Annotated in this window: 12 protein-coding genes; 6 read left to right on the top strand and 6 right to left on the bottom strand. The window is 69.7% G+C overall.

All coding sequences use genetic code 11. The features are described 5' to 3' along the window. Positions 1-34 precede the first annotated feature (34 nt). The 4 genes from AC3RJ8_RS16960 to AC3RJ8_RS16945 all read right to left on the bottom strand — a co-directional run bounded on the left by AC3RJ8_RS16960 (position 35) and on the right by AC3RJ8_RS16945 (position 3,767). Positions 35-631, bottom strand: a complete 597-nt coding sequence (locus tag AC3RJ8_RS16960; protein WP_489713722.1) for a DUF1775 domain-containing protein — start codon at positions 629-631, stop codon at positions 35-37. Then, positions 628-2,349 carry a copper resistance CopC/CopD family protein gene (locus AC3RJ8_RS16955; protein ID WP_489713721.1) on the bottom strand — a complete coding sequence of 574 codons (1,722 nt, stop codon included), beginning with the start codon at positions 2,347-2,349 and terminating at the stop codon, positions 628-630. Before AC3RJ8_RS16955 ends, AC3RJ8_RS16960 begins: the two co-directional genes overlap by 4 nt. Before the next feature lie 5 nt (positions 2,350-2,354). Continuing rightward, the gene (locus AC3RJ8_RS16950; RefSeq protein WP_489713720.1) at positions 2,355-3,122 is read right to left on the bottom strand and encodes a YcnI family copper-binding membrane protein; all 768 of its coding nucleotides are present in this window, start codon (positions 3,120-3,122) and stop codon (positions 2,355-2,357) included. A gap of 99 nt (positions 3,123-3,221) precedes the next feature. Then, positions 3,222-3,767: a hypothetical protein gene (locus AC3RJ8_RS16945; RefSeq protein ID WP_489713719.1), complete on the bottom strand. Its 546-nt coding sequence runs from the start codon at positions 3,765-3,767 to the stop codon at positions 3,222-3,224. Between the two features lie 144 nt (positions 3,768-3,911). Between AC3RJ8_RS16945 and AC3RJ8_RS16940 the strand changes: the two genes are divergently transcribed. Next, positions 3,912-4,220, top strand: a complete 309-nt coding sequence (locus AC3RJ8_RS16940) for a DUF5808 domain-containing protein (RefSeq protein ID WP_489713718.1) — start codon at positions 3,912-3,914, stop codon at positions 4,218-4,220. Between the two features lie 97 nt (positions 4,221-4,317). Here the strand turns inward: AC3RJ8_RS16940 and AC3RJ8_RS16935 are convergent, their stop codons facing one another. Beyond that, positions 4,318-5,319, bottom strand: coding sequence for a LacI family DNA-binding transcriptional regulator (locus AC3RJ8_RS16935; RefSeq protein WP_489713717.1), 1,002 nt, complete (start codon positions 5,317-5,319; stop codon positions 4,318-4,320). Between the two features lie 119 nt (positions 5,320-5,438). Here AC3RJ8_RS16935 and AC3RJ8_RS16930 point away from each other — a divergent pair, with 119 nt between their 5' ends. The 5 genes from AC3RJ8_RS16930 to AC3RJ8_RS16910 are packed head-to-tail and all read left to right on the top strand — an operon-like array spanning position 5,439 to position 10,918. Then, positions 5,439-6,374 (top strand): carbohydrate ABC transporter permease, encoded by a 936-nt coding sequence (locus AC3RJ8_RS16930; RefSeq protein ID WP_489713716.1) that lies wholly within the window; start codon positions 5,439-5,441, stop codon positions 6,372-6,374. Continuing rightward, positions 6,364-7,308 carry a carbohydrate ABC transporter permease gene (locus tag AC3RJ8_RS16925; RefSeq protein ID WP_489713715.1) on the top strand — a complete coding sequence of 315 codons (945 nt, stop codon included), beginning with the start codon at positions 6,364-6,366 and terminating at the stop codon, positions 7,306-7,308. The genes AC3RJ8_RS16930 and AC3RJ8_RS16925 overlap by 11 nt, the downstream gene beginning before the upstream one ends. A gap of 25 nt (positions 7,309-7,333) precedes the next feature. After that, positions 7,334-8,635 (top strand): ABC transporter substrate-binding protein, encoded by a 1,302-nt coding sequence (locus AC3RJ8_RS16920; RefSeq protein WP_489713714.1) that lies wholly within the window; start codon positions 7,334-7,336, stop codon positions 8,633-8,635. 11 nt (positions 8,636-8,646) lie between these two features. Beyond that, entirely contained in the window at positions 8,647-9,816 is a 1,170-nt protein-coding gene (locus AC3RJ8_RS16915) for a Gfo/Idh/MocA family protein (RefSeq protein ID WP_489713713.1), read from the top strand. 28 nt (positions 9,817-9,844) lie between these two features. Then, on the top strand, positions 9,845-10,918 hold the full coding sequence (locus tag AC3RJ8_RS16910; RefSeq protein ID WP_489713712.1) for a Gfo/Idh/MocA family protein: 1,074 nt from the start codon (positions 9,845-9,847) through the stop codon (positions 10,916-10,918). Positions 10,919-11,360: 442 nt separating this feature from the next. Here the strand turns inward: AC3RJ8_RS16910 and AC3RJ8_RS16905 are convergent, their stop codons facing one another. Then, positions 11,361-14,426: an InlB B-repeat-containing protein gene (locus tag AC3RJ8_RS16905; RefSeq protein ID WP_489713711.1), complete on the bottom strand. Its 3,066-nt coding sequence runs from the start codon at positions 14,424-14,426 to the stop codon at positions 11,361-11,363. Positions 14,427-14,642 lie beyond the last annotated feature (216 nt).

The following is a 14,642-nucleotide window of genomic DNA, read 5'->3' as shown; positions in this document are numbered from 1 at the left end:
CACGCCGGTCCGTGGCGTGCGTCGGTGCGGCCGGTCAGAGGCGCCGGCGGTGACGCGAAGCGGCCCAGCCGCCACCGACCCCGGCGCCGGCGGCCGCCACGGCGAGCGCCGCGACGAGCGGCCCCATCGGGACGGACGGCGGCGCCGCCGGAGCGGGCGGCGCGGAGAGCATCGACGAGGTCGCCACGAGCATCGGCGCCGGGTACGCCCCCGAGGTGTCGTCCCAGTCGGACGAGTCGCCCGACGTGCACTCCTGCACCGCGGGGAAGACGAACGACTGCCCGGGCGTCCCGACCATCCGCACGTCGACGGTGAGCTCGGTGACCGCACCGTCCGCGACCGGCTCGCCCTCCCACCGGACCTGGTCGGGGGTGACGTCGACGGTCCAGCCGTCGGGCGCCACCGCGGTCAGTGCCTCGACGCCCTCGGGCATCGTGACCTGCACGGCGTCGGTCGGTGCGCCGTCGCAGCCGTGGTCGAACACGAACGTCACTGCGGAGGTGCCGTCGGCGCGGGGCTCGACGCGGTCCACGGTGACGTGCGCCGCGGCCGACGTGGCGGGCAGCAGGACGAGAACGCTCACGGCGACCGCGAGCGCGGCACGGCGACCCGCCCGCTGCGGGGCGTTCACGGCGTCACCTCCACGGGGATCTCGACGATCGGGTTGGCGTACTTGGACGTCCGCACGCTGACCTCGAGGACCCACTCGCCGGTGACCGGCAGGTCGATCGTCGCCTCGTACGTCCCGGGGCCGGTCTCGACCAGGGGTCGTTCCAGCGGTCCGAGCGACGGGTCGGCGAGCGTGGCGGACAGCTCCGGGTCCGCGACCGGTTCCAGGGGCGCGCCGTCGGCGTCCAGGAGCTCGATCTCCACCGAGCTCACGCCCACCCGTGCCGGGGTGACGTGCGCCCGCAGCGTCCCGTCGTCGATGTCACGGGTGACCTCCACCGCCGCCGACGTCGGAGCGGCCTCGGCCGGCGGCGCCTCGGGGGACTGCGAGACGAGCACGCCCGTCACGGCGAGGACGAGTCCGAGGAGGGCGGCCTCCGCGGTGACCATCCGGCGGAGCTGGCGTCGCACGGCGGTGCTCCCGGTGCCGTGCGACGCCGCGGGCGGCCCGCCGTCACGGGCGACGAGCGGCACCAGCCGGTAGCGGTTCCACGCGGCGACCAGGACGACGTAGAGCACCGCCCACGTCTTGGTCAGCAGGGCGAGGCCGTACGACGTCGTCCACAGGGCGTCGAGCGCGCCGACGATCCGCCAGGCCAGGACGGCGCCGGTCAGGGCGAGCACGACGAGGAGGCCCGCGCCGAGCGTCGAGAAGCGTGACACGGTGCGTGCGGCGCGTCGCGGGTCGACCAGGCTCGACGGGGCGAGGACGAGCGCGAGGCCCACGACCCCGCCCAGCCACACCGCTCCCGTCACGACGTGCAGGACGTCCGTGGGCACGACGAGCCACGCCGGCCCGGCGGTCCGCGTGTGCCCGACGAGGGCGAGGGCGCCCAGCGCCAGGGTGGCGCCTCCGAGCGCGACGCCCGCCGGCCAGACCGCCCGTTGCTCGCGTCCCGCGCGGGCGGCGAAGGCCGTCGCGACGGCCAGGCCGGCGAGGCCGATCGCCGAGGCGACGGCGGTCTCGGAGACGGCGCTCGCCGTCCACGTGCCCGGGTCGGTCAGGGCGCCCCACCCCGCACCGGCCTGCCAGGCCGTGGTGGTCGGCGCGAGGAGCACGGCCGCGACCGCGGCCGTGGTCAGGGCGACGGACCGCCCCCGCTGGAGCCGACGGCGCAGCACGGGTGCCGCTCCCGGCGAGACGTGGAGCACGAGCAGCTCGAAGACGACCAGACCGGCCCCGAGGAACGTGCCCGCGAAGAACGCCGTCTGGACGACCGTGCGCGCGCCGGCCAGGGTGGCCGAGGACGCCCGGGCGCCCGGGTCGGCCGGGGCCGCGCCGCCAGTGTCCGCGCTCGGCTCGCCGACGGAGAACGAGAACGCGCCGGCGACCGGATGGGCGTCCAGCGAGACGACGCGCCAGCTGACCACCCACGTGCCCTCCGTCAGCCCGGCGTCGGGGGTGATCACGACCGCGCTGTCGGTGGCAGCGACCTGGACGTCCACGGGGTTGCCCTCCGGCGACAGCAGGGTGGTGCCCGCCGGGACGGCCTGGACCGGTTCGTTGAACGACAGCGTCAGCTGTTCGGGCGCACTCTCGAGCACCGTCCCGTCCTGCGGGTCGGTGTCCTCGAGTACGGCGTGCGCCGCGGCCGGGCCGCCCGCGAGGAACGCGAGCAGGATCCCGGCCGCGGCGACGAGCACGGCCGACAGGCGGCGCCGTCGTGCCGAGGTGTGCACGGTGGTCAGGCCTGGCGAGACCGCGTGCGCAGCAGGGCGACGAGCCCCAGGACGGCGCCGACCGCACCGAGCCCGAGGGCGGCCCACGTCACCGCGGAGGTCCCGGTGCCGGCGGCGGTCGGGGTGCCGTCCGCGTCGCTCGCGGTCCCGGCCGTGCCCGTGCCGGACGTGCCCGCGTCGTCGGTCGACTCCGCGGCCGCCTCGTTCGCGTCGGCGCCGTCCTCGGTGCCGTGCCCGTCGCCGTCCGCGGCCGTGACCTCGATCAGCGGGGCGGGCAGCTCGAGGTCGTGCGGGTCCTGACCCTCCTCGGCGACCTGCGCCCAGGCCGTCTCTCCCTCGGTGCACGTCTGGACCACGGGCAGCACGAGCGCGCCGGGCTCCTCGGGGAGCTTGACCGAGAGCTCGAACGCGGCCCGCAGGTCGGCGGGCAGCGGCGTGTCGGTGGTGTAGACCACCTCCGCGACCCGCTCGGTGCGCTGACCGCCGTGGCCGTCGTCCTCCGGCTCGTCGAGCTCGACCATGACCTTCTCGACGTCCCAGCCCGCGTGGACGGTCGGGGTGACGGTGGCGATCTCCTCGGGGATCTGGATGGCGACCTCGGTGGTGGGGGAGGCGTCGCAGCCGTGGGGGACGCCGAACGTCAGCAACGCGTACGCGCCGGCTGACGTCGTGTCGGGCGTCACCGACACGTGGGCGGACGCGGAGCCGGCTCCGGCGAGGACGAGCCCGGCGGCGAGGGTGAGCGCGCCGGCGGCGCGGAGGTTCTTTCGCATGTCATGCCTTTCGGAAGAGGTGGGCGCTCCGCGTGCGGGCACGACGGCGTGCCGCGGGCGCGCGGGAGCGGGACGCCGCGGTCCGGCGTCCGGGGGGCGTCAGGCGATGACGGGTGGTGCGCGTCCCTGGACGGCGCCGCGCCACCGGCTGCGGGGCGGCACCGAGAGGTCGGGGGCGGCCGGGCGGGCCGCACGGGCCACCACGACGTGGTGGCCGGCCGTGGGGATGCGGTGGCTCCACCAGCGCCACAGCCGCCACAGCAGGGACTCGCCGTGCCGCAGGGTGACGGCGAGCACGAGGTCCGCCACGACGTGCGCGGCGACCATCGTGGCGGGCGACATCGCGCCGTGGTGCGCGTGCGCCGCCATCTCGCCGGCGGAGGTCAGGGCTGCCGCTCGTTCGAAGGCGACGTGCAGCAGCACCTGGCCGACGGCCAGGGCACCCAGCAACCCCGGCAGGCGGAGCTCGCGACGCGACAGGGGATGGGCGGCGACGGCCGTCAGCGCCACCAGGACGAGGAGGAGGGCCGTCCCGGGGCTCGAACCGCCGGCGGCGACGTGCGCGCCGAGCGAGGGCAGCACGATCGCCACGGCGAGCAGCAGCGTCCGCGCCGCGCGCAGGGTGCCCGTCCCCGGCGATCTCATCGCGCCGAGCCTAGCCGAGCCCCGGCGGAGACGTCGGCCGGCCCGGCGGGCAGGCCGCACCACCGCAAGTCCGGGCGCTGGTGCTGTGGACCCCGGTGGCCGGGCGCGGCAGGATGGAACGGAAGCCGACGAGCGGAGACCCTGATGGAAACACCGAAGAAGACCCGCACGAAGCGCGGGGGACCCCCCTCGCTGTTCAAGATGGTGATGTTCGCGCTGGTCGTGGCGGCCGTCACCAAGGAGCTGCAGAAGGACCCGGAGGACCGGGAGTGGCACGGCACCGTCGCCGGGTTCGTGCCCTACGAGTTCCGTGTGCCCACGATCGAGCGCTTCAAGGAGCGGGTGTGGGACCCGGAGGGGCAGCACCTCTTGAGCCCGCACGTGTTCGGTGTCGGCTGGACGGTGAACGTCGGCCGCGTCGTCGCCGTCGTGCGCGAGAAGCTGGCGGACTGACGTAACGCTGTGACGGGGGGACCTCCCCGCGCGCCGTGGTTCCGCACTGGTGCCACGGCCGTCACGTCCGCGTGGGTCGGGCCGAGTGGCGCTGGGATCAAGGAGTCGGGCCGGCCGTCCCGGTCGACTCTCGCCAGACGATCCGTTGAAGCGGTGTGCCCGACACCGGTGGTTCCTCGCCCCGCAGTCTGGCGATGAGGAGCCGCATGGCGCGGCGGCCGCCCTCGTGGAAATCCACGGCGACCGTCGTGAGCGACGGCATCGTGTACTGCCCGAAGTCTGTATTGTCCCAGCCGGTCACCACCAGGTCACCGGGCACAGACCACCCCCGCTCGGCTGCCCCTCGGAGTGCGCCGATGGCAAGAAGGTCATTGGCAGCGATGACAGCCAGAGGCGGAGCGTCGTCAGGGAGCGCGAGCACGGCCTGCCGTCCGGTCTCCGCCGGCCACTCGCCGCCGAGCACGCCCAGGGAATCGACGCCGAGGCGCTCGACGGCAGCGAGGTACGTCTCGCGCCGTGCGCGTGCTGACGCGTACTGGTCGGGACCTGCGACGTGGGCGAAGCGCCGGTGGCCGGCCGTGACGAGCGACGACACGAAATCGTCGAGCAGGTCCGCGTCGGCGAGCTCGCCCGTACTGTGCATCTCGTCGTCGAAGGCGGTGGCGGCCAGCACCGGTACACCGGTCTGCCTGTCCCGAAGGGCTGCGGGGTGAACCGGCACGAACGAGAGGATGCCCTCGTACTGACCGTCAGCTGCCAGGTCGAGCATGCGATCGGTCCGGTCGGCGATGGTCCCGTCGACGCTGTGGGTCTCCATCACGAAACCTGCCTCGTTGGCGATCTCGCTCGCGCCGGTCAGCATGGCCAGTTGATTGTCGATCGCGAGCCCAGTGATCACTCCGAGACGTCCGGACCGGCGAGTGCGCATCGAGCGTGCAGCGAGGTTCGGGCGGTATCCGATGGACTCGGCGATCTCGAGGACGCGCTGGCGCGTCCGAGGTGAGATCGCACCCTTGCCGGTAAGCGCATAGGACACCGTCGACTGCGAAACGCCGGCCAGGCGAGCGACGTCGTGGCTGGTCGGCGGCGATGTGCTCACGGCCACCCTCCTTCTCTTGACACGTTGACAGTCTGTCACGGACACTCGCTCATACGTACCACCTGATACGTACCACTGCGCCGTCCGGCGCTGGGTCAGACCTCAATGAGGAGGCGTACATGTCTCTCGCCGATCTGCAGCGGCCGAGCAGGGGCTCGCCGCCGCGCCGCAACCGGCAGCCCGCCCCCGACAACAGGGCGGCGATCGCATTTCTTGGCCCGTGGCTGGTCGGGGCCGTGTCCCTCACGCTCGGCCCGATTCTCGCCTCGCTGTATCTCTCGTTCACCGACTACAACCTGCTGCAGAGTGCGAGCTGGGTCGGTGCCGAGAACTTCGAACGCATGCTGTCGGACGACCGCTTGCACCAGTCGCTCGTCGTCACGCTGGTCTACGTGGTGGTCTCTGTGCCGGGACAGCTCCTGGTGGCACTTGGGCTCGCGCTGGTGCTCGACCGGGGTCTGCGCGGCCGGTCGATCTATCGCTCAGCCTTCTACCTGCCCAGCCTCCTCGGCGCCTCGGTCGCGATCGCCGTGCTCTGGCGGCTGGTATTCGGCGGGTCCGGCCTCTTCAACGGTCTGCTCGGTCTCGTGGGTATCGATTCGACCACGAGCTGGATCGGCAACCCTGAGACGGCCCTGGGAACGATCATCTTGCTGCACGTCTGGACGTTCGGATCGCCGATGGTGATCTTCTTGGCAGGCCTGCGGCAGATTCCGGTCGAGCTCTACGAAGCCGCAGCCTCGGACGGCGCTGGCCCGTGGCGACGGTTCCTCGCCATCACGCTGCCGTTGCTGACCCCGATCATCTTCTTCAACCTCGTCCTGGCAGTCATCAACGCGTTCCAGTCCTTCACACAGGCATTCATCGTCTCGGGGGGATCGGGGGGACCATCCGATTCACTGCTCTTCTACACGCTCTACCTCTACCAGGAGGGATTCTCCTCGTTCCGTATGGGGTACGCGTCGGCACTCGCCTGGCTCCTCGTCCTCATCGTCGGCGCCTTCACCGCGATCAACTTCTGGCTCTCGAAGCACTGGGTGCACTATGACAACTGAGTCCACGGCCCGCCCCGACGCCGCTGTCGGCCACCCCTCGTCACCAAGCCTCGGCAGCCGGTCACCCAGTCCCGCACGACCACGTCCCGAGCGTCGCCGCCGGACGCGGCCGCTGCTCGGCCGGGTCGTCAAGCACGTCCTGCTCGCCCTGGGGGTCCTGACCACCCTGTACCCGGTGCTGTGGATGGTCGTGAGCTCGCTGCGTCCGGACGGCGAGATCTTCGGCAACCCGTCGCTCCTGCTGACCACGTTCCACGTGGAGAACTACACCTACGGGTGGACCGCTCTCGGCCGGCCCTTCAGCGTCTACCTGCTCAACTCGGCCCTCGTCGTGCTCGGATCGATCATCGGCAACCTCGTGAGCTGCTCGATGGCGGCCTACGCCTTCGCGCGGCTACGCTTTCGATTCAAGCAGCCGGCATTCACCTACATGCTCATCACGATCATGCTGCCCATCCACGTCGTGATCGTGCCCCAGTACATCCTGTGGGCCCAGGTGGGTCTCGTGAACTCGCTGTGGCCACTCATCGTGCCCAAGCTCCTCGCCACCGACGCGTTCTTCATCTTCCTCATGGTCCAGTTCGTCCGCGGCGTGCCTCGTGAGCTGGACGAGGCCGCTCGCATCGACGGGGCCGGGCACGGCCGGATCTTCTTCCTCATCATCCTGCCGCTCATGAAGCCGGCTCTCGCCACCACGGCGATCTTCACGTTCATCTGGACGTGGAACGACTTCTTCTCGCAGCTCATCTACCTCACCGACCCGAACCTCTACACCGTCCCGATCGCGCTGCGCTCGTTCATCGACGCGCAGTCGACCTCGTCGTTCGGCGGGATGTTCGCGATGAGCGTCGTCGCCATCGCGCCCCTCGTCCTCGCCTTTGCCCTCGGCCAGAGGTACCTGGTCCAGGGCATTGCCACCACCGGGCTCAAATGAGCCCTCGTACGAGAAGGAACTCACCATGAACCGGATCCGTCGGACGGTCGCCGGCACCGTCGTCGCGACCACCACGTTGTCCCTCGCCGCGTGCGGCGTCTCGGAGACCGAGGCGTCGACCGAGCTCAGCGACGAACCCGTGACCCTACGCGTGACCTGGTGGGGCGGGGACGCACGCCACGCTCGTACCCAGGAGGCCTTCGACCTGTTCGAGGAGGAGTACCCCGACATCACGATCGAACCGGAGTTCTCCGACTGGACCGGCTACTGGGAGAAGCTCGCCACCGCCACCGCCGGAGGCAATGCCCCCGACCTCATCCAGATGGACCAGCTCTACCTCGCCTCGTACGCCTCGCGAGGGAGCCTCGCTGACCTCGGCTCGCAGCCCCAGCTCGACACCTCAGCGCTGGAGAAGCCTGTGCTCGAGATGGGGACGTGGGACGGGACCTTCTACGCGATGCCGATCTCGACCACCTCGACGGGGCTGCTGGTGAACACGGACCTGGTCGAGGAGATCGGCGTTCCTCTGCCGGACACCACGACCTGGACGTGGAAGGAGTTCGAGTCGTGGGCACAGGAGGTCACGGAGGCTTCGCCGGACGACACCTACGGCACGAACATCATGTACAACGAGTTCACGCTGCAGCTCTTCGCCCGCCAGCACGGCGATCAGCTCTTCTCCAAGGACGACATCGTGATCCAGCCCGAGACGCTGGCCGCGTACTTCCAGCTCGCGCTCGACTGGACTGCGGCAGGTGCCGCGCCGTCGGCGTCGATCACCGCCGAGACCGTCAGCCTGCCGCTTGACCAGACACTCTTCGCGACCAGCAAGACCGCGGCGGTCTTCACACCCTCGACGATGATCACGGCCTACGCGGCGGCCGTCGACGCTGAGCTCGAGCTGGTGCCGCTGCCGACACCCGACGAGGACACGACGAAGTACGACTACTTCAAGCCGGGGATGTACTGGTCGGTGTCGTCGGGCAGCGCGCACCCTGCCGAGGCAGCGCTGCTCGTCGACTTCCTGGTCAACGATCCTGAAGCAGCAGAGATCATCGGTACGGAGCGAGGCATCCCGGCCAACTCGGAGGCGCTCGAGACACTCGGGGGCGACCTCACGTCGGAAGAGCACAAAGCTGCGGAGTTCGCCGAGCAGCGCACCCCCCACCTGGGTGCGGCCCCGGCCATCGTGCCGAACGGCGCGTCCGACATCGAGACGGTGCTCGCGCGGTACCTGCAGGACGTCATCTTCGAGGAGCAGACGCCGACGGAAGCGGCGAACGCCCTGATCGCCGAGGTCCAGGCCTCGGTCGAGGCCGCCCAGTGAACGGAGGAACCATGCTCAAGGTCGGGATCATCGGTACGGGTGGAATCTCCCGCGCACACGTCGACGGGTACCGGCGTTTCGCGGGCGAGTGCGAGATCGTCGCCCTCTGCGACGTCGTTCCCGGAAAGTCGACAGCGGCGCGAGACGAGCTCGGTCTCGTGTCGGCACGGGCCTACGAGCAGGTCGAGGACATGCTCGCGGCCGAGGAGCTGGACCTCGTCAGCATCACCACGCCGCCGTCCACCCATGCCGAGCTGACGATTGCGGCCCTGCGAGCCGGCGTCGACGTGCTCGTCGAGAAGCCGATGGCGCCATCGCTCGAGGAGTGTGACGCGATGATCGCGGCCGCCACCGAGAGCGGCAGGCTCCTGTCCGTGGTCGCGCAGAACCGCTTCCGCGACGATATGGCCAGCTTGAAGGAGGTGCTGGACTCGGGGCTGATCGGCCCTGTCGCCCATGCACACGTGAACTCTGCTTGGTGGCGTGGCACCACCTACTACGACCTGTGGTGGCGTGGCACGTGGGAGTCCGAGGGTGGTGGGTGCACGCTCAACCATGCGATACACCACCTGGACCTCACGTTGTGGATGCTCGGCACGCCCCGCGCGGTCACCGGGGTGCTGACCAACGCCCAGCACGAGAACTCGGAGGTCGAAGACCTGTCGATCGCCGTCCTGCAGTACGACCGCGCGCTCGCTGAGGTGACGAGCTCCGTGGTGCACCACGGCGAGGAGCAAGCCATCGTCGTGCAGGGGCAGCACGCCAGTGTCGCCCAGCCGTGGAAGGTCGTGGCCGACGTCGCCGAGGCCAACGGATTCCCCGTCCAGGGCGGCGACCCCGCGCGCGTCGGCAAGATCGAGGCGCTAGCAGCCTCACGGCGGCCGCTGGAGCACGAAGGGCATGCCGGTCAGATCGGGGACATGCTCGCCGCGGTCCACGACCGTCGTCGGCCTGCCGTCGACGGCGCTGACGGGCGCCGTGCGATCGAGCTCGTGACGGCGATATATCAGGCGAGCATCGAACGACGCACCGTCGACCTGCCGTTGCCGGCCGACGACCCCTACTACCGAACCGGCACGCTCGTCGAGCGTGCGCCGCGCTTCTTCGACAAGACGACGGCGGCGTCGGAGCTGCCTGGTGCGATCACGGTCGGCAGCAGCGCCGGCGGCGGTGACCGGTGAAGAAGCACATGTCGGACGGGAGGATCGGATGACGATGACCAGTGGGGCTGCATACGCGCCGGAACCCATACCTGCACCGGTCGTCGGGCCGGGTGACTTCGTCTTCGGCGCGGCGCGCCTCGACCACGGGCACATCTACGGGATGTGCGAGGGTCTGGTCGCCGCCGGGGCGACGCTCAAGTGGGTCTACGACCCAGACCGCGAGAAGGTCGAGGCCTTCCGCGCTCGGTTCCCCGACGTGCGCGTCGCCCGGAGCGAGGAGGAATTGCTCGACGATGACGCGGTGCGGCTCGTCGCAGGCGCCGCGATCACGTCGGAGCGGTGTGCGCTGGGCCTGCGCGTCATCGCGGCGGGCAAGGACTACTTCACGGACAAGGCGCCCCTGACCACCCTCGACCAGCTCGAGGCCGCCCGGGAGGCGACCGCGCGGACAGGGCTGAAGTATGCCGTCTACTACTCCGAGCGGATCCACGTCGAGGCCGCGGTGCTGGCCGGCCAGCTGATCGACAGGGGGGCCATCGGCCGCGTGCTCCAGGTCGTCGGTCTCGGACCGCACCGGTTGGGCACGGGAAGGCCCGACTGGTTCTTCGAGAAGGAGAAGTACGGCGGCATCTTGTGTGACATCGGCAGCCACAACTTCGAGCAGATGCTGCACTACGCCGGAGCCAAGGACGCCCAGATCACGCACGCTGCGATCGCGAACTACGAGCACCCGGAGCACCCGGGCCTGGACGACTTCGGCGAGGCCGGTCTGATGATGGACAACGGCGCCACAGGCTACTGTCGTGTCGACTGGTTCACCCCGGACGGTCTGAGCACGTGGGGCGACGGACGCACGTTCGTCCTGGGCACCGAGGGCTATCTTGAGCTGCGCAAGTACGTGAACGTCGGCATGGATCAGAGCCCGGGCCACGTGTTCCTCGTCGACGGACGGGGCGAGCACCATCTGACCACTGACCGCAAGGTCGGCTTCCCGTACTTCGGCGAGCTCGTGCTCGACTGCCTCGAGCGGACCGAGACTGCGATGACGCAGGAGCACGCCTTCAAGGCAGCCGAGCTGAGCGTTCTGGCGCAGGAGCGCGCGAGGGTGCTCACGCCGTAGCCCGACGGATGCCTGTCCTGGGCCGCGTCTCACCAGTGCGGGACAGGGCGCGGACACCGCCAGGTGGTGGGTCGGTCGCTGTCATGGCGACCGGCCCGTTGCTTCGGACACCATCCGGCACCCGTGGGATGCCGTCCCTCTCGCGGTGCAATCGGACGGCACACGCCAACTCGCCGATGTTCTGGCCGGCATCCGCGTCCCGCGCCCGAGACCCGGACGCCGCGCGCCCGACCCGACGTTGTGGCTCTCGGCGTGCATCGACGGAGTGTTGGCCCGACGACCAGCCCCTCCGCACCGAGACGGTCGAACCTGATCGCCCCGTCGGCAGGTGTGCACGCGAGACCGCGTTGCCAGTGACGGGAGATCGACGGGCCCCACCCGTCGGAGCGCCCGAGGGCTCGGCCCGCCGTCCGCGGACCGAGCCCTCGGGCATCCTCTGAGGTCAGTGCGGGGCCACCTCCAGCATGAACTCGACGGTGCGGGTGTTGCCCGCCACGTCGTGCACAACCAGCGTGTTCTCCCCCTCCACCGCACCGAATCTGCCCGGCTCGACAAAGTTGAGATCCGACCAGGCGTTGTCCGAGAGGTCCTTCTCGGTGCCGTTGAGCATGATCTTGTCCACCAGGCCGCCCGCGTCGTGGAGCTTGAAGCTCACCAGCGAGTACGTACCGTCTGCACCGATCGTGAACGACTCGCCCTTCTTGACTGTCGCCGTCGGCGGCGTGGAGTCACCGTCACCGGACCCGGTGTCGTCGCTGACCAGGTCCCAGATCGCGATCTCGTTCACCATGACAGTCCCCGTCCCGGCGTTCGCCATGTCGACGTTGATCGTCAGATACCCGTTCGCCGCCGTCGTGATCGCATCGACGGTGATCGGGTTGGTGTGGTCACGCGAGAACAACGTGGGTTCGAGAGCGGTGACTTCGTTCCCGGTGCCTTCGTTGAACGTCACGGTCGCCTCGTACCCACGGTCGACCTGGCTGGCCCAGCCCGTGGCGATGGTGAGTCGCACGCGGTACTCGCCGTCCTCCAGCTGGAACTTGTACGGTACGCCCGCGCGGTCCTCGAGGGGCTCGAGCTGGTCCTTGGCATAGCGGTAGGTCTGTGCGGCTGGGCTCTCGTCGGTGTAGCCGTTGTTCTCGGCGGGCCATGTCTCCTCGCCGGTCAGGAGGTCTGGGTAGCCCGACGACGGTGCGGCGGAATCCTCGACACCCCAGTGCTTACCGGTAGCGGGATCGGGTCCGAAGAACTGGTCCGTCACGGAGTTGTACGCACCGTGCTCGGCGCCCGGACTGAGGGTGGCCGGGTCGATGTCGCCCGCATCCACGGAGTACAGGATCTCGCCGAGCTCGAGCCAGGTGGCGTGGACCGTCAGATCCTGCTCCACGACCGTCTCGGGCGTGACGTTCCCGCCGCTGCGGTCGGGCGATGTGTTCCACCCGGCGAACATGTAGCCCTCACGGGTGGGAAGGGGCGGCAGTGCACCGATCTCGTCGCCGGCCTGCAGCGAGAAGTCGGAGTCGATCGGGCGGTCCGCGCCGTTGCTCTCGAACGACACCTGCACCGAGTCCGACGCGACGCCCGCGCCCGCCAGCTCCACGTCTTGGATCCCGATGGCGTATCCAGCGCTCGCAGTGTTCTTGCCAGCGCCGACAATGCGATAGCTCAACTCGTGCGCGCCCGCGCTCAGGTGGACGGTGCCGTGGTCGAACTCGAGACTGCGTGTCTCGTCTGCGTAGAGGTCCACAGGGGTACCCGTCGAGTCGCCGTCGACGTACAGCTGCACGAACCCGCCGCGGTCCGCCTGCACGAAGTTGGTGGTGAGACCGTAGACGCCCGACTCGTCGACGTCGATGCCGTAGGTGACGACGTCACCCGTCTCGGTCGCGATCTCCGCGCCCGACTCGTCGACGTACGAGCTCGGCCGGCCACCCGTGTACCACTCGTAGGTGGTGTCCCCCAAGTACGCGGTCTGCGACCGGACCTCACCGGTCGCCGTGACCTCGACGGGCTGGGCGCCCACGCCCTCGAGGGCGCCGAACGTCGTCGGGTCGCCCGAAGGCGGAGTGGCGACGATCTTCGCAGCGGTGCGGCCCGGCAGCTCGAGGCTGAACGTCGCCGACCCGTCAGTGATCGCGACGTTGCGCGTCAGTACCGGATCGGTGCCGTAGGACGGCGTCGCGAGCGTTTCGTCGATCAGCTCGGTGCGCACCTTGATGTGTCCGTCGACAGCGAGCCCGGTCGGGATGTTCTCGAGCGTGACGGGGACGATCTTGGCGTCCTCTTCCCAGTTCCCGATGAGGGCTCCGGACCGGTTGACCTCCGGGTCACTGTCGTAGGTGGCGACGACGTCAATCTCCGACCGGTCGGCCTGCGTCCCGACCTTCCTTCCTGTCATGTCCCAGTAGGCGTCGTAGACGTACCAGAGACCGGTGGCCATCTTGCCGTTGTCGTCGAAGGTCGCCATCTCACCGAGGTACCCGCGAGCGTTCGGATCGTCACCGGCCAGACCCCACTGGGAGCGTAGGCCGAACCTCAGGGTGCTGACCTCGGAGGCGCGTTCGAGCCCGCTGAGATACGACACAGCGAGTCCGGTGTTGTAGTTCCCCTGAGCGCGCCGTCCGGACTCCGTCGTGCTGTATCCGCTGCCCTGGTACTCGGTGATGGCGAAGGGCATCACCGGGATGTCGTTGTCCTCGAGCCACGTCGTCAGACGCGTCGCGTGCTCCTCGATGTCGAGCGGGTTCCGCGACAGCTCGTGCCAGGCGAGCACGTCGGGGATGCAGTCGTTCGCCTTGCAGTACGTCAGGAACTGGGTCATGTAGTCCCAGTTGAAGCCCGCGAGCTCGGGGGCCTGGCTGCGCGCGTCCGGGTCGATCGCCTTGAGGTTCTGGTGCGCGTACTTGTGCGCCTCGAAGTAGGCGTTCCGGTCGTTCCACTGGAGATCAGGCTCGTTCCAGAGGACCCACGAGTACACGTCGATGTCGAGCCGCTCGGCTTCGGCGAGCTCCCACTCCATGTACTCCTCGTACAGTGCACCCTGATCCTTGCGGGCCAGTGCCTTCCAGTCGGTGTTCCCGTTGTCGTACTCCCCGGCCGCGACTTTTCCCTTGAAGCCGTAGTACGTGCCGATCATCTGCGTCGCACCGGGGTTGATCTGCTGGAGACGATCCTGCGTCGGCTCCTCGAAGAAGCCCGGCAGGTTCACGTAGTAGTCGTTCGACCGGCTGCTGAAGTCCATCCCGCGGACCGCGTTGATGTTGACCCCGTCCGTCAGCCACTGGGCCGGGCTGCGTTCGTCGAACGGGTGCAGGTTCCCTCCACCGACGTGTGCCGCCTCACCGGCATCGACTCCGTAGTCGATGATGACGGAACGGGTGGACGCAGCTGCTGCCGCGGTGGTCTCCGTCACCGGTCCGGTCGCGGCTCCGCTGGTCAGGGGGATGGACCCCAGCGCCAGTGTGGCGCCGAGGGCCGCGGCAGTCGCCACGGTCGCTCTCTGTCGCACGTCGTCTCCTTTGACTCTGTCAAGGAGGGCACGTCTGCCAACGGGTTGGCAGCACCGCTGCATCCTCCTTGATGCCAGCTGGTCGCATCGCTTCCGATCGAAGTGATACGTATGCATGGTACGTATCACTAATTGTGCGGCGCGATCCGTTCCGCGTCAAGACGGTGCAGGTGGTTGCCCGGTCTGGAAGGGCGGGGTATCTCTGAGGGCTTCGTC

This window comes from Isoptericola sp. MSGPD8_1_ISO-PGPR-S23-394, from assembly GCF_058072785.1.
Note: the sequence above shows the minus strand (reverse complement) of the source record. Positions and strands in the feature narration are given on the sequence as shown.

What these genes read in the sequence shown, in the direction of transcription:
- AC3RJ8_RS16950 (WP_489713720.1), bottom strand. Translation starts at nt 3,122, where the DNA reads ATGCGAAAGAACCTCCGCGCCGCCGGCGCGCTCACCCTCGCCGCCGGG.
- AC3RJ8_RS16945 (WP_489713719.1), bottom strand. Translation starts at nt 3,767, where the DNA reads ATGAGATCGCCGGGGACGGGCACCCTGCGCGCGGCGCGGACGCTGCTG.
- AC3RJ8_RS16940 (WP_489713718.1), top strand. Translation starts at nt 3,912, where the DNA reads ATGGAAACACCGAAGAAGACCCGCACGAAGCGCGGGGGACCCCCCTCG.
- AC3RJ8_RS16930 (WP_489713716.1), top strand. Translation starts at nt 5,439, where the DNA reads ATGTCTCTCGCCGATCTGCAGCGGCCGAGCAGGGGCTCGCCGCCGCGC.
- AC3RJ8_RS16925 (WP_489713715.1), top strand. Translation starts at nt 6,364, where the DNA reads ATGACAACTGAGTCCACGGCCCGCCCCGACGCCGCTGTCGGCCACCCC.
- AC3RJ8_RS16920 (WP_489713714.1), top strand. Translation starts at nt 7,334, where the DNA reads ATGAACCGGATCCGTCGGACGGTCGCCGGCACCGTCGTCGCGACCACC.
- AC3RJ8_RS16915 (WP_489713713.1), top strand. Translation starts at nt 8,647, where the DNA reads ATGCTCAAGGTCGGGATCATCGGTACGGGTGGAATCTCCCGCGCACAC.
- AC3RJ8_RS16910 (WP_489713712.1), top strand. Translation starts at nt 9,845, where the DNA reads ATGACGATGACCAGTGGGGCTGCATACGCGCCGGAACCCATACCTGCA.